At 60.1% G+C, this 17,958-nt stretch carries 15 protein-coding genes; 4 read left to right on the forward strand and 11 right to left on the reverse strand.

The window, feature by feature from the left end; all coding sequences use genetic code 11:
- Positions 1-138 precede the first annotated feature (138 nt).
- The 6 genes from phoU to QMK51_RS28295 form a co-directional block, all read right to left on the reverse strand.
- A complete protein-coding gene (gene phoU, locus QMK51_RS28270) occupies positions 139-900 on the reverse strand; it encodes a phosphate signaling complex protein PhoU (protein WP_008073516.1) in 762 nt (253 codons plus the stop codon).
- Positions 901-971: 71 nt separating this feature from the next.
- A complete protein-coding gene (gene pstB / locus QMK51_RS28275) occupies positions 972-1,805 on the reverse strand; it encodes a phosphate ABC transporter ATP-binding protein PstB (RefSeq protein ID WP_007934504.1) in 834 nt (277 codons plus the stop codon).
- A gap of 146 nt (positions 1,806-1,951) precedes the next feature.
- Positions 1,952-3,622, reverse strand: a complete 1,671-nt coding sequence (gene pstA / locus QMK51_RS28280) for a phosphate ABC transporter permease PstA (RefSeq protein WP_320392729.1) — start codon at positions 3,620-3,622, stop codon at positions 1,952-1,954.
- Between the two features lie 15 nt (positions 3,623-3,637).
- Positions 3,638-5,671, reverse strand: coding sequence for an ABC transporter permease subunit (locus QMK51_RS28285; protein ID WP_320394578.1), 2,034 nt, complete (start codon positions 5,669-5,671; stop codon positions 3,638-3,640).
- Between the two features lie 479 nt (positions 5,672-6,150).
- The gene (locus QMK51_RS28290) at positions 6,151-7,152 is read right to left on the reverse strand and encodes a phosphate ABC transporter substrate-binding protein PstS (protein WP_320392730.1); all 1,002 of its coding nucleotides are present in this window, start codon (positions 7,150-7,152) and stop codon (positions 6,151-6,153) included.
- 239 nt (positions 7,153-7,391) lie between these two features.
- Complete coding sequence (locus QMK51_RS28295) at positions 7,392-8,690, reverse strand: MFS transporter (RefSeq protein ID WP_320392731.1); 1,299 nt, start codon at positions 8,688-8,690, stop codon at positions 7,392-7,394.
- Between the two features lie 367 nt (positions 8,691-9,057).
- Between QMK51_RS28295 and QMK51_RS28300 the strand changes: the two genes are divergently transcribed.
- A complete protein-coding gene (locus tag QMK51_RS28300) occupies positions 9,058-9,462 on the forward strand; it encodes an acyl-CoA thioesterase (protein WP_007896491.1) in 405 nt (134 codons plus the stop codon).
- Between the two features lie 56 nt (positions 9,463-9,518).
- Positions 9,519-10,418: a D-hexose-6-phosphate mutarotase gene (locus QMK51_RS28305; RefSeq protein WP_320392732.1), complete on the forward strand. Its 900-nt coding sequence runs from the start codon at positions 9,519-9,521 to the stop codon at positions 10,416-10,418.
- 135 nt (positions 10,419-10,553) lie between these two features.
- Here QMK51_RS28305 and QMK51_RS28310 read toward each other — a convergent pair whose 3' ends face one another.
- The 5 genes from QMK51_RS28310 to QMK51_RS28330 form a co-directional block, all read right to left on the reverse strand.
- On the reverse strand, positions 10,554-11,090 hold the full coding sequence (locus QMK51_RS28310; RefSeq protein WP_030132475.1) for a DUF3299 domain-containing protein: 537 nt from the start codon (positions 11,088-11,090) through the stop codon (positions 10,554-10,556).
- An 88-nt stretch (positions 11,091-11,178) separates the two neighbouring features.
- On the reverse strand, positions 11,179-11,424 hold the full coding sequence (locus QMK51_RS28315) for a GlsB/YeaQ/YmgE family stress response membrane protein (protein ID WP_258698248.1): 246 nt from the start codon (positions 11,422-11,424) through the stop codon (positions 11,179-11,181).
- 118 nt (positions 11,425-11,542) lie between these two features.
- Complete coding sequence (locus QMK51_RS28320; RefSeq protein WP_320392733.1) at positions 11,543-12,625, reverse strand: 5-(carboxyamino)imidazole ribonucleotide synthase; 1,083 nt, start codon at positions 12,623-12,625, stop codon at positions 11,543-11,545.
- Between the two features lie 11 nt (positions 12,626-12,636).
- Positions 12,637-13,128 (reverse strand): 5-(carboxyamino)imidazole ribonucleotide mutase, encoded by a 492-nt coding sequence (gene purE, locus QMK51_RS28325; protein ID WP_003196369.1) that lies wholly within the window; start codon positions 13,126-13,128, stop codon positions 12,637-12,639.
- 329 nt (positions 13,129-13,457) lie between these two features.
- Positions 13,458-14,375 (reverse strand): LysR substrate-binding domain-containing protein, encoded by a 918-nt coding sequence (locus QMK51_RS28330; RefSeq protein ID WP_320392734.1) that lies wholly within the window; start codon positions 14,373-14,375, stop codon positions 13,458-13,460.
- Between the two features lie 181 nt (positions 14,376-14,556).
- Here QMK51_RS28330 and aspA point away from each other — a divergent pair, with 181 nt between their 5' ends.
- Complete coding sequence (gene aspA / locus QMK51_RS28335) at positions 14,557-15,981, forward strand: aspartate ammonia-lyase (protein ID WP_258698251.1); 1,425 nt, start codon at positions 14,557-14,559, stop codon at positions 15,979-15,981.
- Between the two features lie 489 nt (positions 15,982-16,470).
- Positions 16,471-17,922, forward strand: coding sequence for an alanine/glycine:cation symporter family protein (locus QMK51_RS28340; protein ID WP_320392735.1), 1,452 nt, complete (start codon positions 16,471-16,473; stop codon positions 17,920-17,922).
- The last annotated feature ends 36 nt before the right edge of the window (positions 17,923-17,958 follow it).

Here is a 17,958-nt window from a genome sequence, read left to right on the forward strand (position 1 = left end):
AACTCTTCAGTCACGCCGGGACTTTTCGTTCGCGGGTGCTGCTTTTCTATTCGGTTTTTCAATTCGGCTTTTCAATTCGAGAGCCTCACGCAAACAAAAACGCCCGGCCAAAGGGCCGGGCGCTTTTCTTGGGCAATCTTACTTATCGTCAGCTTTGCCCGGAACATTAGCGGTTTCGGCACTTGTGCCTTCAACTTCTTCTTTCATGCGCTTGAGGCCCAGATGACGCACGTCGGTGCCGCGCACCAGGTAAATCACCAGCTCCGAGATATTGCGCGCGTGGTCGCCGATCCTTTCCAGGGAACGCAGCACCCAGATAATGCTCAAGACCCGCGAGATAGAGCGCGGGTCTTCCATCATGTAGGTGGCCAGCTCGCGCAGCGCGGTTTTGTATTCGCGGTCGATGATCTTGTCGTATTGCGCCACCGACAACGCCAGGTCGGCGTCGAAGCGGGCAAACGCGTCCAGGGCATCGCGAACCATGTTGCGCACCTGGTCGCCGATGTGGCGAACCTCGACGTAACCGCGCGGCGCTTCACCTTCTTCGCACAACTGGATGGCACGACGGGCGATCTTGGTGGCTTCGTCGCCGATGCGCTCCAGATCGATCACCGACTTGGAGATGCTGATGATCAGACGCAAGTCCGACGCCGCCGGCTGACGACGGGCCAGAATGCGCAGGCATTCTTCGTCGATGTTGCGTTCCATCTGGTTGATCTGGTCGTCGATCTCACGCACTTGCTGGGCCAGGCCGGAGTCGGCCTCGATCAGCGCGGTGACGGCGTCGTTGACCTGCTTCTCGACCAGCCCGCCCATGGCCAGGAGGTGGCTGCGCACTTCCTCGAGCTCAGCGTTGAACTGCTGGGAGATGTGATGGGTAAGGCCTTCTTTACTAATCATGTTGGCGTCCTTGGAGCGTCCGGTAAGGTGCGGTGGACCGCAGCGTCAGTTCAGTGAGCAACAACGGCTTCCTAGCCGTAACGACCGGTGATGTAGTCTTCGGTCTGCTTCTTCGCCGGATTGGTGAACAGGGTATCGGTATCGCCGAATTCCACCAGTTTGCCCATGTACATGAACGCCGTGTAGTCGGAAACCCGCGCGGCCTGTTGCATGTTGTGGGTCACGATAACAATGGTGAACTTGGATTTCAGTTCGTAGATCAGCTCTTCGACTTTCAGCGTGGAGATCGGGTCGAGTGCCGAGCACGGTTCGTCGAGCAGCAGCACTTCCGGCTCCACGGCGATGGTGCGGGCAATCACCAGACGTTGCTGCTGACCACCGGACAGGCCGAGTGCCGACTCGTGCAGACGATCCTTGACCTCATCCCACAGCGCCGCGCCTTTCAACGCCCACTCGACAGCTTCGTCGAGGATGCGTTTCTTGTTGATGCCCTGGATGCGCAAACCGTAAACCACGTTTTCGTAGATGGTTTTCGGGAAAGGGTTCGGCTTCTGGAACACCATGCCGACCCGACGACGCAACTCGGCCACGTCCTCGCCCTTGCGGTAGATGTTGTTGCCGTAGAGGTTGATCGCGCCTTCGACGCGACAGCCGTCCACCAGGTCGTTCATGCGGTTGAAGGTGCGCAGCAGCGTGGACTTGCCGCAGCCAGACGGGCCGATGAAGGCGGTCACGCGCTGTTTCGGGATGTTCATGCTGACGTCGTACAGCGCTTGTTTCTCGCCGTAGAACAGGCTCAGGCCCGGCACTTCGATGGCCACGGTTTCCTGCTCAAGGCTCAGGCTCTGTTTGTCGCGGCCCAGGGCCGACATGTTGATGCCGTGAGTGTGTGCTTCGTGCTGCATGGGAGGCTCCCTGTGCTAACAAATTCGGTTCATTTTTTGTGGGAGCGAGCCTGCTCGCGATTCAGGCAATGCGGTTTAACTCTGAAACCGCGGTGATGCCATCGCGAGCAGGCTCGCTCCCACATAGAAATCAGTGCTGCTTCAAATCAGCTATCCAGCGCTTTGTATTTTTCGCGCAGGTGGTTTCGAATGTATACGGCCGACAGGTTCAACGTGGCGATCACCAGCACCAGCAACAGCGCCGTGGCGTACACCAGCGGCCGCGCGGCTTCGACGTTCGGGCTCTGGAAGCCGACGTCATAAATGTGGAAGCCCAGGTGCATAATCTTCTGGTCCAGGTGCAAGTACGGGTAGTTGCCATCCACCGGCAGCGACGGCGCCAGTTTCACCACACCCACCAGCATCAGCGGCGCCACCTCACCGGCGGCACGGGCCACGGCGAGGATCATGCCGGTCATCATCGCCGGGCTGGCCATTGGCAGCACGATCTTCCACAAGGTCTCGGCCTTGGTCGCGCCGAGGGCCAACGAGCCTTCGCGCACGGTGCGAGGAATCCGCGCCAGACCTTCTTCAGTAGCCACGATCACCACCGGCACCGCCAGCAGCGCCAGGGTCAGCGAGGCCCAGAGCAGGCCCGGTGTACCGAAGGTCGGTGCCGGCAATGCTTCAGGGAAGAACAACCGGTCAACCGAACCGCCGAGTACATAGACGAAGAAGCCCAGACCGAACACGCCGTAAACGATCGCCGGAACGCCCGCGAGGTTGTTCACGGCGATGCGGATCAGGCGAGTCATCGGCCCCTGACGTGCGTATTCGCGCAGGTAGACCGCCGCCAACACGCCGAACGGGGTGACGATCATCGCCATGATCAGGGTCATCATCACGGTGCCGAAAATCGCCGGGAAAATCCCGCCTTCGGTGTTGGCTTCACGCGGGTCATCACTGAGGAATTCCCAGACCTTGCTGAAGTAGAAACCGATCTTGGTGAAGGTGCCCATCGCGTTCGGCTGGTAGGCGTGAACCACTTTGCCGATGCCGATTTCGATCTCTTTACCGTTCGCGTCGCGAGCGGTCAGGCTGTCACGGTTGAACTGCGTGTGCAGATCGTTCAGACGCGCTTCGATTTCCTGATAACGGGCATTCAACTCGGCGCGCTCGGACTCCAGGTCCGCTTGTGCGGCAGCGTCGAGATGGCCGGCCAGTTCCAGTTTGCGACCGTGCAGACGCACACGTTCGAGACCGGCGTTGATCGCGCCGATGTCGGTTTTTTCCAGGCTCTTGAGCTGCACAGCGAGCTGGTTGACGCGCTCGACACGGGCCTGCAACTCAGGCCATGCGGCCTCGCCTTCAGCGATGACCTTGCCATCCTGTTTGACGTTGACCAGGTAGCCGTAGAAGTTGCCCCACTCGCGACGCTCGATGGCCATCAGCTCTGGCGGAGTCTTCTGGTTGGTCAGCCACTCGCCGACAATCCAGGTGAAGTCAGTGCCGTTCAGATCACGGTTGCCGACCTTGATCAACTCGCGGGTCATGAACTCCGGACCCTGATCGGGCACCGGCAGGCCAGCGGTTTTCAGGCGCGCGCGTGGCACTTCTTCCTTCTGCACCACTTCACCGATGACCAGGTGGTTGGCCTGGCCCGGCACGTCGTAACTGGCGTGGATCAGGTCCGCCGGCCAGAAGTGACCCAGACCGCGCACGGCAATCACCGCCAGCAGGCCAATGGTCATGATGACCGCAATGGACACCGCGCCACCGCTGATCCAGACGCCGGGGGCGCCGCTCTTGAACCATCCATTCAGGGAGTTCTGTTTCACAGACTTCTACCTTTCTTAAAGCGACGAGTATTTCTTGCGCAGACGCTGACGAATCAGTTCCGCGAGGGTGTTCATGACGAAGGTGAACAACAGCAACACCAGCGCCGAGAGGAACAGCACGCGGTAGTGGCTGCCGCCGACTTCCGATTCGGGCATTTCCACCGCGACGTTGGCTGCCAATGTGCGCAGGCCTTCGAACAGGTTCATTTCCATGACCGGGGTGTTACCGGTGGCCATCAGCACGATCATGGTTTCACCGACCGCACGGCCCATGCCGATCATCAGTGCCGAGAAGATGCCCGGGCTGGCGGTGAGGATCACCACGCGGGTCATGGTCTGCCACGGTGTGGCACCGAGGGCCAGGGAGCCCAGGGTCAGGCCGCGAGGCACGCTGAACACGGCGTCTTCGGCGATGGAGTAGATGTTCGGAATGACCGCGAAGCCCATGGCCAGACCGACGACCAAGGCGTTGCGCTGGTCGTAGGTAATCCCCAGGTCGTGGGAGATCCACATGCGCATGTCGCCGCCGAAGAACCAGGTTTCCATGTACGGGCTCATGTACAGCGACAACCAGCCCACAAACAGAATCACCGGAATCAGGATCGCGCTTTCCCAGCCGTCCGGCACTTTCAGGCGGATGGACTCAGGCAGGCGACTGAAGACGAAACCCGCCACCAGAATGCCGATCGGCAGAAGCATCAGCAGGCTGAAGATGCCGGGCAAATGCCCTTCCACATACGGCGCCAGGAACAGGCCGGCGAAGAAGCCGAGGATCACCGTCGGCATCGCTTCCATCAACTCGATCACCGGTTTGACCTTGCGACGCATGCCCGGAGCCATGAAGTACGCGGTGTAGATCGCCGCAGCGACGGCCAGTGGCGCGGCCAGCAGCATCGCGTAGAACGCGGCTTTCAGAGTACCGAAGGTCAGCGGCGAGAGGCTCAGCTTGGGTTCGAAGTCGGTGTTGGCGGCGGTCGATTGCCAGACGTATTTAGGCTCGTCGTAGTTCTCGTACCAGACCTTGCTCCACAACGCGCTCCACGAGACTTCCGGGTGCGGGTTGTCGAGCAGCAACGGCTGCAGCTTGCCGCCCTGCTCCACGATTACGCGGTTGGCCCGTGGCGACAGGCCAAACAGGCCTTGGCCGTCGACCACCTGGTCCACCAGCAAGGTGCGGTGAGCGGTGCTGTGGAACACGCCGAGCTTGCCGGACGCGTCGAGGGCAACGAAACCTTTACGACGTTCTTCGGCGGTGATTTCAACGATCGGCGCAGTGCCCATCTGGAAGGTACGAATCTGCTTCAGGCGCAGCTCGCCATCCGGGTCGCGGGCCATGAACCACTGGGCGAGGCCACCCTTGGAGTTGCCGATGATCAGCGAAATGCCGCCCAGCAATTGGGTGCTGGCGGTCACTTCGGCATTACCGTCTTCAAGCAACTTGTAGCGCCCGTTGAGGCTCTTGTCGCGCAGGCTGAAAACATCGGCCTGAGCGCGACCGTTGACCACGTATAGCCACTGCTGACGCGGGTCGACGAAAATGTTCTTCACCGGCTCGGTCATTTGCGGCAGTTCGATGCGCTTCTGCTCGTTGGTGACTTCGCCGGTCATCATGTTTTCTTCGCTGGTCAGCGACATGACATGCAGCTGCGCACCGGTGGAGCCGGCCAGCATCAGTGTCGAATCGGTAGCGTTGAGGCTGACGTGCTCCAGAGCACCGCCCGCCTCGTTCAGCGCGATGGGTGTTTCGCCGTACGGGTATTCAACAGCCGGCGAGATGGTTTTCTTGCCATCCGGGTAGCTGACCTTATACGTGTGACGGAACACCAGGACCTGGCCGTTGGACAAACCCACCGCCACCAATGGATGACCGGGTTGATCTTCAGCGATAGAGGTCACGCTGGTGCCGGCCGGAATCGGCAGGTCGACGCGGCGCAGCTCGGCGCCACTGTCGATATCAAAGAACAACGCCTGGCCCTTGTCGGAAACCCGCATGGCGACCTGGTTCTGTTCTTCGAGGGAAATCATCAGCGGCTTGCCGGCGTCTTGCATCCAGGCGGGCGTGATGACGTCTTTGGCGGTCAGGTCGGCACCCTGGAACAGGGGCGCGACGACGTAAGCGAGGAAGAAGAAGATCAGGGTGATCGCGCCCAGCACGGCGAGGCCGCCGACGAGGACGTACCAGCGGGTCAGGCGATCTTTTAGCGCACGAATGCGGCGCTTGCGGTGCAGCTCAGGCGTATTGAAGTCAATTCGCTTGGGGGGATTTGTAGTCATGGTGGAGTTGGCCAGATCATTCATGCGCACACCCTAGCGATCCTGTATGACAGAAAGATGACAATGCAGTGACGCAACAAATCCGCCGCCCGTGGGAACTGGCAGTGGATCGGAAATTTGGGGGTTGCAGGAGCTGTCGAGGGAACCGAGGCTGCGATCTTTTGATCTTGCAGCTGGAAGCCAGATCAAAAGATCGCAGCCTCGTTTCACTCGACAGCTCCTGCACAGGTCCGGGTTACCCCGGACCTAGGGTTTTACTTTTTTACGACTTCAGCGCCGCCTTCCGCCAGACCCAGGTCAGCCAGTGCTTTTGCAGCAACCTTGGCTGGCAGTGGGATGTAACCGTCTTTCACTACAACTTCCTGGCCCTGTTTGGACAGAACCAGTTTCACGAACTCGGCTTCCAGCGGGGCCAGAGGCTTGTTCGGGGCTTTGTTGACGTAAACGTAGAGGAAGCGCGACAGCGGGTATTTGCCATTCAGGGCGTTTTCTTCGCTGTCTTCGATGAAGTCAGTGCTGCCTTTCTTGGCCAGGGCCACGGTCTTCACGCTGGCGGTCTTGTAGCCGATGCCCGAGTAACCGATGCCGTTCAGCGAGGAGCTGATCGACTGCACGACCGAAGCCGAGCCTGGTTGTTCGTTGACGTTTGGCTTGTAGTCGCCTTTGCACAGGGCTTCTTCTTTGAAGTAGCCATAAGTGCCGGATACCGAGTTACGACCGAACAGCTGCACCGGCTTGTTGGCCAGGTCGCCGGTCACGCCCAGGTCACCCCAGGTTTTCACGTCAGCTTTGGCGCCGCACAGACGAGTCGAGGAGAAGATCGCGTCGACTTGTTCCATGGTCAGGTGCTGGATCGGGTTGTCTTTGTGTACGAACACGGCCAAGGCATCCACGGCAACCGGGATAGCGGTTGGCTTGTAGCCGTACTTCTGCTCGAAGGCCGCCAGCTCGGTGTCCTTCATCTTGCGGCTCATCGGGCCCAGGTTGGAGGTGCCTTCAGTCAGCGCAGGTGGCGCAGTGGCGGAGCCAGCGGCCTGAATCTGGATGTTTACGTTCGGGTATTCTTTTTTGTAGTTCTCAGCCCACAGGGTCATGAGGTTGGCCAGGGTATCGGAGCCGACGCTGGACAGGTTGCCCGACACACCAGTGGTCTTGGTGTAGCTCGGGATAGCAGGGTCAACAGCGGCAACCGCGTTGGCAGTCGCAACGCCAGCAGCGACAAAAGTCATTGCCGCCATCAAACGCTTCAGTTTCATGCCTTACTCCTAGCAGATAGGTGTGTTAAGTCGGGGCCAAGTATCAGCAGGCCGTGTGAACACTCTATGGCTGAAATATGACAATTGGATGAAAGGCCAGTATTTGGATTTACAAGATGATTCGCGTCACCTTCATCGCGAGCAGGCTCGCTCCCACAGGGGATCTGCGGTGAACACAGAATAAATGTGGGAGCGAGCCTGCTCGCGATGGGGCCAGTGCAGTCGATGAAAGCGTCGGCTTAACGCCCTTTCTTCCAGAGATACCCGCCCACCAGAACCCCGACCCCACAGATAATCGCCACGTAATAGGCCGGCCCCATCGGGCTTTCCTTGAGCAGCAGGGTGACGACCATCGGGGTCAGGCCACCGAAGATGGCGTAGGCCAGATTGTAAGAGAACGACAGGCCGCTGAAGCGCACCACCGCCGGGAAGGCTTTGACCATCACGTACGGCACCGCACCGATGGTGCCGACCAGCAAACCGGTCAGGGCATACATCGGGAACAACCAGTCGGGGTGGTTGAACAGGCTGTGATAGAAAGTCCACGACGTCAGCAGCAGCAAACCGCTGCCGAACACGAACACCCGACCGGCACCGAATCGGTCAGCCAGTGCACCGGAGGCGACACAACCCAGGCTCAGGAACACGATGGCCAGGCTGTTGGCCTGCAACGCGGTGGTTGGCGAGAAGTGGTAAACGGTTTGCAGCACGGTCGGGGTCATGAGGATGATCACGATGATGCCGGCGGACAGCAGCCAGGTCAGCAGCATGGAAATCAGAATCGCACCGCGATGGTCGCGCAACACAGCACGCAGCGGCACTTCCTCGGCCAGGGCCTTGCGCAATTGCAGTTCGGCGAACACCGGGGTTTCGTGGAGCCAGCGGCGCAGGTAGACCGAGAACAGGCCAAACACGCCACCCAGCAGGAACGGGATCCGCCAGGCGTAATCCGAGACTTCCACCGGCGTGTAAATACTGTTGATCGCGGTGGCGACCAACGAGCCCAAAAGGATGCCGGAGGTCAGACCGCTGGTCAGCGTGCCGCAGGCATAGCCGATGTGCCGCTGTGGCACGTGTTCGGAAACGAATACCCACGCCCCCGGCACTTCACCGCCAATCGCCGCGCCCTGAATCACCCGCATCAGCAGCAACAGGATCGGCGCCCACATACCAATCTGCGCATAAGTCGGCAGCAAGCCCATGATCAGGGTCGGCACTGCCATCATGAAAATGCTCAAGGTGAACATCTTCTTGCGCCCCAGCAGGTCACCGAAGTGCGCCATGACGATGCCGCCCAGCGGCCGCGCCAGGTAGCCGGCGGCGAAGATGCCGAACGTCTGCATCAGGCGCAGCCACTCGGGCATGTCGGCGGGGAAGAACAGTTTGCCGACCACCGTGGCGAAGAACACAAAAATGATGAAGTCGTAAAACTCCAGCGCGCCGCCCAAGGCAGACAGCGACAATGTCTTGTAGTCGTTACGGGTCAGCGGACGTGCGGGTTGGGCTGGCTGCGCGAGGCTCGAGGGCGCTGTGGTCATGGCAAGGGCTTCTCTTATAGTCGGATCTGCAACCTCAACAACGCTGGCGGAGGCTTGGGCAGGTTCGGCACGATAGCAAATTGTTCGAAAAAGCACATAGAGGTGCGTATTTGACGGTCAAAATGAGAACCGGACGGTCGTCTAGGAGTCTACCGATCGATATACTCGCAACATTGCAACGGCTTGTAAGGGGTTGCTGTGCGAAACCGTCGTTGGCGCCCGTCAGCCGATTTCGCAGAGTTTCCCTTTAGGCGCCTTACGAAAAACGTGACGAACGTAGTATGTTCGGGGCTGAATCGTTTTTCTTAGAGACGGCTATTCAACCTGAAGTACCAATGAAGAGTCACGGGTCAGAGGCACCCCCGGCATGATAGAGCTCGAACAAGAAGATCCAATCCCGCAAGGCGATCTGGCCCTGCAAATCACCGCACTTCCGCGCGAAACCAATGGCTTTGGCGATATTTTCGGCGGCTGGCTGGTGGCGCAGATGGACTTGGCCGGCACAGCAATGGCCAGCAAAGTGGCTGGCGGGCGCGTGGCCACCGTTGCGATCGACCGCATGGCGTTCCTGGTACCGGTGGCAGTGGGCGCTCAGCTCTCCTTCTATACCCAGGCCCTGGAAATCGGCCGCAGCTCGATTCAGATGATGGTCGAAGTCTGGAGCGACGACCCACTGTCCAGCGAATGGCGCAAAGTGACCGAAGCGGTATTCGTGTTTGTCGCCATCGACGGCAGTGGCCGTACGCGTTCGGTTCCGCCTAGAGCTCGTTAAACCCGGCGACCATTTTGCGGTCCATTGCAGCCCTGTTCCTGATTGAGAGTCACCCCATGAGCACGCCCGACGTTGAAGCCGTGAAACTGGATGAACTGAACTGCTGGCGCATCCGCCACGGTCAGGCCGAATTGCTGGTGGCTCAGCAAGGCGCGCACATCCTCAGTTATCAACTGGCCGGCCAGCCGCCGCTGATCTGGCTCAACGACGAAGCGGTGTTCAAGACCGGCAAAGCTATTCGTGCCGGCGTACCGGTGTGCTGGCCGTGGTTCGGCAATCTGTCGCGTAACCCGCAAAGCGTTCAGGCCATGCGCGTCAGCCAGGAACCGCCGACCGCTCATGGGCTGGTGCGGGCGATGGATTGGGAACTGGGCGGCATCGAGGCCGAGGGCGAAAGCCTGAAGGTGGAATTCGTCCTGCCCTACCCCGAAGGCGGCTTGCCGGGATGGCCGCATCAGGTGGACTTGAAGCTGAGCATTCGTCTGGATGAACAGCTGCACATCAGCCTGACGAGCGAAAACAAGGGTGCCGAACCCGTCACGATCAGCCAGGCACTGCACAGCTATTTCGCCGTCAGCGACGTACGCAACGTGCATGTCGAAGGGCTGGGTGGCTTGAGTTACATCGAGACGCTGGACGACTGGAAAACTGTCGCTCAGACCGGTGATCTGCGCTTTACCGGTGAGACCGACCGCATCTATCTGAATACCCCGCCGAAGCTGAGCATCGTTGACCCGCACTGGGAACGACGCATTGAACTGACCAGCAGCGGCTCGCGCTCGGCGGTGATCTGGAACCCCTGGATCGACCGCGCCGCAGCGTTCAGCGACATGGCCGACGATGGCTGGCAGCGCATGCTGTGCATTGAAACGGCGAATGTGATGGGTGATGTGGTGACGCTGGCACCAGGAGCGAGTCATACCCTGGGCGTGAGCATCGCCAGCAAACCTTTATAGCAACACCGTAAACCAATGTGGGAGCGAGCCTGCTCGCGATGAGGCCATAACATCCAACATCAATGTTGACTGTTAAACCGCCATCGCGAGCAGGCTCGCTCCCACAGTTGGTTTGTGCCGACCTGACTGACGCGATTACAAATCCGACTCTTTAACCACCCGCACCTGCGCTGCATCCAGCGCATACGCCGCATCAGCCAGATCGTTGTTGACCGTCTCGATCTTCAGCGTGCCGGTCACCCACAGCGGCGTGTAGATGTCATTCAGCTTCAGGCCCTTGGGATAACGCACCAACACCAATTGGTTAGGCGGTGGTGGGGGCACGTGGATGCAAGCGCCCGGATACGGCACGAGGAAGAACAACGTGCTGCGGCCCTTGGCATCGGATTCCAGCGGTACCGGATAACCGCCGATGCGGATGTGCTTGTCGTTCATCGACGGCACGGTTTTGGTCGAATACATCACCGCCGGCAAGCCTTTGCTCTGCTTCATGCCACCCTTTTGGGTAAAGGTGCCATTGGCTTCCGGGGAGTTGTGATCGATTTCGGGCATGGCCTCGAGGGCTTTCTGGTCCGACTTGGGCATCAGTTCGAGCCAGTCGGTTTCCGGCAGTTCGCCGGCATGGGCCAAACCACTGCCCAGGAAGAGAAGAGTCAACAGAAGACGGCGCATGAAAGTGCTCGGCAAAGGAAAGGACAGTGTGACGCCGAGCATTCTAGCCCTCTCCGACGATGGCGCAGAGAGGGCTTTGTCGCTTGAATCAGTTCTTTTTGATCAGGCCGTAGATCACCAGCAACACCACCGCCCCCACCAGCGCACCGATGAAGCCCGCGCCTTGACCGGCATGGTAAATGCCCAGGGCCTGGCCGCCGTAAGTGGCCGCCAACGAACCGCCGATACCGAGCAGGATGGTCATGATCCAGCCCATGCCGTCATCGCCCGGTTTCAGGAACCGGGCCAGCAGGCCAACGATCAAGCCGATAAAGATGGTTCCGATAATTCCCATGGCATTTCCCTCTGAATGATTTGGTGAGACAGGACACCCGGCCCAAGCCTAGACAGACTTTGGCATCCTGCCATCAGAGAGCGGCGGCCACTGAAGGTTCCGCCGCAGCCACATGAAACTATTCGGCGATGAGCGCTTCGACCTTGAGGATCTGCGCAGCCAACGTCTCACGGTCCGCACAGCGCAGATTGGCGTGACCGACCTTGCGGCCGACCTTGAAGGCCTTACCGTAGTGGTGCAGGTGGCAGTCAGCAATCGCGATCACTTTCTCTACTGGCGGCACGACACCGATGAAGTTGAGCATCGCGCTCTCACCGACCTTGGCGATCGAACCCAGCGGCAGACCGGCAACGGCTCGCAGATGGTTTTCGAACTGGCTGCACTCGGCGCCTTCAGTGGTCCAGTGCCCGGAGTTGTGCACGCGCGGGGCAATTTCGTTGGCCTTGAGGCCACCGTCGACTTCGAAGAACTCGAACGCCATCACGCCGACGTAGTCCAGCTGCTTGAGTACCCGGCTGGAGTAGTCCTCAGCCAAGGCTTGCAGCGGATGGTCGGTGCTGGCCACGGACAGTTTGAGAATGCCGCTGTCGTGGGTGTTGTGAACCAGCGGATAGAACCTGGTTTCGCCATCGCGGGCACGCACGGCGATCAACGAAACTTCGCCGGTGAACGGCACGAAGCCTTCCAGCAGGCAGGCGACGCTGCCCAGCTCGGCGAAAGTGCCGACCACGTCTTCAGGCTTGCGCAGGACTTTCTGGCCCTTGCCGTCGTAACCCAGGGTGCGGGTTTTCAGCACGGCAGGCAGACCGATGGACGCCACGGCGGCGTCCAGATCGGCCTGGGACTGGATGTCCGCGAACGCGGGAGTCGGGATGCCCAGATCCTTGAACATGCTCTTCTCGAACCAGCGATCGCGGGCGATGCGCAGCGCTTCGGCGCTCGGGTACACCGGAACGAATTGCGACAGGAAGGCCACGGTTTCAGCCGGGACGCTTTCGAACTCGAAGGTCACCAGATCGACTTCATCAGCCAGTTGACGCAGGTGATCCTGATCGCCGTAATCGGCCCGCAGGTGTTCGCCCAACGCGGCTGCGCAAGCATCCGGCGCCGGGTCCAGGAAAGCGAAGTTCATGCCCAGCGGAGTGCCCGCCAGCGCCAACATGCGACCCAACTGGCCGCCACCGATTACACCGATCTTCATCGTCAACAACCTCAGGCGATGCGTGGGTCTGGATTGTCCAGGACGCTGTCTGTCTGCTCTGCGCGGAATTTTTTCAACACGGTATGAAACTGCGGGTGCTTGGCGCCCAGGATGCTCGCCGAGAGCAACGCTGCGTTGATCGCGCCAGCCTTGCCGATGGCCAGGGTGGCGACCGGAATGCCCGCGGGCATCTGCACAATAGAGAGCAGCGAATCGACACCCGAGAGCATCGACGACTGCACCGGCACGCCCAGCACCGGCAGGTGGGTCTTGGCCGCACACATACCCGGCAGGTGGGCCGCGCCACCAGCACCGGCGATGATCACCTCGATGCCACGCGCCTCAGCCTCTTCGGCGTACTGGAACAGCAGGTCCGGGGTACGGTGGGCAGAAACCACTTTCACCTCGTAAGGGATGCCGAGCTTTTCCAGCATATCGGCGGTGTGGCTAAGGGTGGACCAATCGGACTTGGAGCCCATGATCACGCCAACCAGTGCGCTCATCGTCGTGCCTCTTCTCTCTGGGCGCCCGCAGGCGCGTCAAAAAACAACAAGCCACGCAAAATGCGTGGCTTGATTGTACGAATTATGGCCAGTCAAACCGGCCGAAGGCCGCGCAGTATACCTCAATGAAGCAGATAAACAGCCCCCTATACGACCATCTGTCATGCGGTGCAAAGCAGCGGCTTTATTGACCTCAAGGTCAATCAAATACACCACAAGTCCCTGTGGGAGCTGGCTTGCCTGCGAAGAGGTCGGCATAGCAAACATTGATGTTGCCTGCCCCTCCGCAATCGCGGGCAAGCCCGCTCCCACAGGGCTCTTCTTTGTATTCAAGAGCCGGTGGTGGTTTGGGCTACGCCGCCCTCAAGTTTGCGCCAGAGCAACCGCACGTTCGCCTTGCGCACCAGCGCGCAGCGATACAGGCGAATCTCCAGCGGCACATGCCATTGCGGGCCACCGCAAACGACCAGCTCGCCGCGAGCCAGTTCGGCGCGCACGCTCAGATGCGGCACCCAGGCAATTCCCAAACCTTCCAGCGCCATGCTTTTCAGACTGTCGGCCATGGCGGTTTCATAAATTGTGGTGAATCGCAGGGCTCGCTGGCGCAACAACATGTTGACCGAACGCCCGAGAAACGCACCAGCGCTGTAGGCCAACAGCGGCACACTGGTTTCGCCCTCCAGATCGAACAATGGCTTGCCCTCAGCGTCCGCGGCGCAGACCGGGAGCATTTCGGTGTCCCCCAGATGCAGTGACGGGAAAATTTCCGGGTCCATTTGCATCGCCGCGTCCGGATCGTAAAAAGCCAGCATCAGATCACAGCCGCCTTCACGCAGAGCATGCACTGCATCGCCTACGTTGGTGGCCACCAGTCGCGTGGCTATGTTCAACCCTTCGTTGCGCAATTGCGCAATCCAGCGCGGAAAAAAACCCAGCGCCAGGGAGTGCGCGGCGGCGACTTGCATCACCTCGCCCTGCCCGCCTTCCAGATGATGAAGGTGACGCAGCACTTCACCCAACTGCTCGACCACGGTTCGCGCGGTGACGAGAAACAGCTGCCCCGCCGCCGTCAACTCGACCGGGGTGCGGGAACGATTGACCAGGGTCAGCCCCAGCGCGGCTTCAAGGCTGCGGATCCGCCGGCTGAATGCCGGCTGAGTTACGAAGCGTCTTTCAGCCGCCTGGGAGAAGCTGCGGGTAGCGGCCAGAGCACTGAAGTCCTCGAGCCATTTGCTTTCCAGATTCATCACGCCCCTCCCGAAAATGCACCGATTTAGGTCACACGTTCGCCGCACACGCGGCGTCACACGGGCATTATGCCGAATGTGCATAGGCTAGTGTTTAACAGCATTGGCTCAAAATTCTCCACACGCCTAGCATTTGCCGTGTTCCGGCACAGACCGGGTCCATATCGAGATGATTTCTATCATGTCCTCCGCTGCATCTTTCCGCACAGAAAAAGACCTGCTTGGCGTACTCGAAGTACCTGCTCAAGCGTATTACGGCATCCAGACCCTGCGAGCGGTGAACAACTTCCGTCTCTCCGGTGTTCCGATTTCGCATTACCCGAAACTGGTTGTTGGTCTGGCGATGGTCAAGCAGGCCGCCGCTGACGCCAACCGCGAGCTGGGTCACCTGAGCGAAGCCAAGCACGCTGCCATCAGCGAAGCCTGTGCCCGATTGATCCGCGGCGATTTCCACGAAGAATTCGTGGTGGACATGATTCAAGGCGGCGCTGGCACTTCGACCAACATGAATGCCAACGAAGTCATCGCCAACATCGCGCTGGAGGCCATGGGCCACAGCAAGGGCGAATACAAGTACCTGCACCCGAACAACGACGTGAACATGGCGCAGTCGACCAACGACGCCTACCCGACCGCGATCCGTCTGGGTCTGCTACTGGGTCACGACGCTCTGCTGGCCAGCCTCGACAGCCTGATCCAGTCGTTTGCCGCCAAAGGTGAAGAATTCAGCCACGTTCTGAAGATGGGTCGTACCCAGCTGCAAGACGCCGTGCCGATGACCCTGGGCCAGGAATTCCGCGCCTTCGCCACCACCCTGAGCGAAGACCTGGCGCGCCTGAAGACACTGGCGCCTGAGCTGCTGACCGAAGTGAACCTGGGCGGCACCGCGATCGGTACCGGCATCAACGCCGACCCGCGTTACCAGGCCCTGGCCGTTCAGCGTCTGGCCCTGATCAGCGGTCAACCGCTGGTGCCGGCTGCCGACCTGATCGAAGCCACCTCCGACATGGGCGCTTTCGTGCTGTTCTCCGGCATGCTCAAGCGCACCGCGGTCAAGCTGTCGAAGATCTGCAACGACCTGCGCCTGCTGTCCAGCGGCCCACGCACCGGCATCAACGAAATCAACCTGCCAGCGCGTCAGCCAGGCAGCTCGATCATGCCAGGCAAGGTCAACCCGGTAATTCCGGAAGCCGTTAACCAGGTAGCGTTCCAGATCATCGGCAACGACCTGGCCCTGACCATCGCGGCCGAAGGCGGCCAGCTGCAACTGAACGTGATGGAACCGCTGATCGCGTTCAAGATCTTCGACTCGATCCGCCTGCTGCAACGCGCCATGGACATGCTGCGCGAACACTGCATCGTCGGCATCACCGCCAACGAAGAGCGCTGCCGTGAACTGGTCGAGCACTCGATCGGCCTGGTCACCGCGCTGAACCCGTACATCGGCTATGAAAACGCCACCCGCATTGCCCGTGTCGCCCTCGAAAGCGGCCGCGGTGTGCTGGAACTGGTGCGCGAAGAACGCTTGCTCGACGAAGAAATGCTCGCCGACATCCTGCGCCCGGAAAACATGATTGCTCCGCGTCTGGTGCCTTTGAAGGCTTAACCGAACGCAGGCTCTTTTGAAGAGCACGCTCACCAGGTCGAGGGACTAGACACCTCTCACCTTTTGAGGGCTTGGGGATTTGTTCCCTCAAGCCCTTTTTTTTCAACACTTTTGCGGATTTTACGAACATGTTGAATGTTTCCGGTTCCGCCAAGATCGCAGCCTTCGACAGCTCCTACAGGGTCTGATATACCCCCGTAGAGGCTGTCGAAGGCTGCGATTTTTTGATCTTGCAGCCCTCTCGTTTCGTCGCTCGCACCACAACCGTGCAGACGGAAGGCACACTCCTATGTATAGTGCCGGCCCTCTTCGCTTGAGCGGTCGTCGGTAACGAGACCCAAACACATGCGAAACCCGAACTAATAAAACCCGCGATATGGAACGGGGACGAACCTTCGACCCACCTGGTGTGCCACGCACAATCGGGTGTAAAGCGATGTGTCGGACCATCCAGCATTCGCACACACAAAAAATAGCGAGGAATAATCCATGCTCGAAGTCATCAACGACTTCCTCTCAGGGAAAGTACTGATCGTGCTCATTGTCGGGCTCGGTAGCTACTTCACGATCCGCTCGCGTTTCGTTCAGTTCCGTCATTTCTTTCATATGTTCGCGGTGTTCCGTGACAGCCTGCGCAGCAGCGCCGGTCAGCTCAGCTCGTTCCAGGCCCTGATGCTCAGCCTTGCCGGCCGCGTCGGTGCGGGCAACATTGCTGGCGTCGGCATCGCTGTGACCCTCGGTGGCCCTGGTGCGGTGTTCTGGATGTGGGTGACCGCGCTGGTCGGCATGTCCAGCAGCTTCTTCGAATGCTCCCTCGGCCAGCTCTACAAGCGCTGCGACTCCGAAGGCCAGTTCCGTGGCGGCCCGTCCTTTTACATTCAGCACGGCCTGCAGAAACGCTGGCTGGGCATGATCATGGCCTTCCTGCTGCTGATCACCTTCGGCTTCGCCTTCAACGGCCTGCAAGCCCATGCCGTGACCCACTCGCTGAACAATGCCTTCGGCCTCGACACCACGTACACCGGGCTGGGCCTGGCGGTATTGCTGGGTCTGGTGTTCATCGGCGGTATCAAGCGGATTGCCAAGGTCGCTGACCTGCTGGTGCCGGTGAAAACCCTGGTGTACATCGGCGTGACCATCTACGTGATCGTGCTGCAGTTCGACCACGTTCCGGGCATGTTGATGACCATCGTCAAAAGCGCTTTCGGTCTGGACCAGGCGTTCGGTGGTCTGATCGGCAGCGCCATCGTCATGGGCGTGAAGCGCGGCGTGTTCGCCAACGAAGCGGGCCTGGGCAGTGCGCCGAACGTGGCCGCTGTGGCCTCGGTCGAGCACCCGGTCTCGCAAGGCGTGGTTCAGGCGTTCAGCGTGTTCCTCGACACCTTCGTGATCTGCACCTGCACCGCGTTGCTGATCCTGCTGTCGGGCTTCTACACCCCAGGCTTCGAAGGCGACGGCATTGCCCTGACTCAGAACTCCCTGGCCGCCGTGGTCGGTGACTGGGGCCGGATGTTCATCTCCGTGGCCTTGGCATTGTTCGTGTTCACCTCGATCCTCTACAACTACTACCTGGGCGAGAGCAACCTGCGTTTCATGATCGGCGAAAACCGCAAGGTGCTGATCGGCTACCGCGCACTGGTACTGGTATTGATCTTCTGGGGTGCCATCGAGAACCTGAGCACGGTGTTCGCGTTCGCCGACATCACCATGACCCTGCTGGCGTTCGTGAACCTGATCGCGCTGTTCCTGCTGTTCAAGGTTGGCATGCGCATCCTGCGTGACTACGACGACCAGCGTGCCGCCGGTATCAAGACCCCGGTGTTCGATTCGAGCAAATTCCCGGATCTGGACCTGGACCTGAAAGCCTGGCCAGCCAATCCGCCAGCTGCTGCGCCTCAGGCACAGCCTCAGCCGGAAGGCGTGACCGCAGCGCAACGCTGATCGGTAAAAACCGGGCGTATCCCCTGCGCCCGGCGT

It is taken from the genome of Pseudomonas sp. P9_31, assembly GCF_034008235.1.
In the GTDB taxonomy this organism is placed as follows: Bacteria; Pseudomonadota; Gammaproteobacteria; order Pseudomonadales; family Pseudomonadaceae; genus Aquipseudomonas.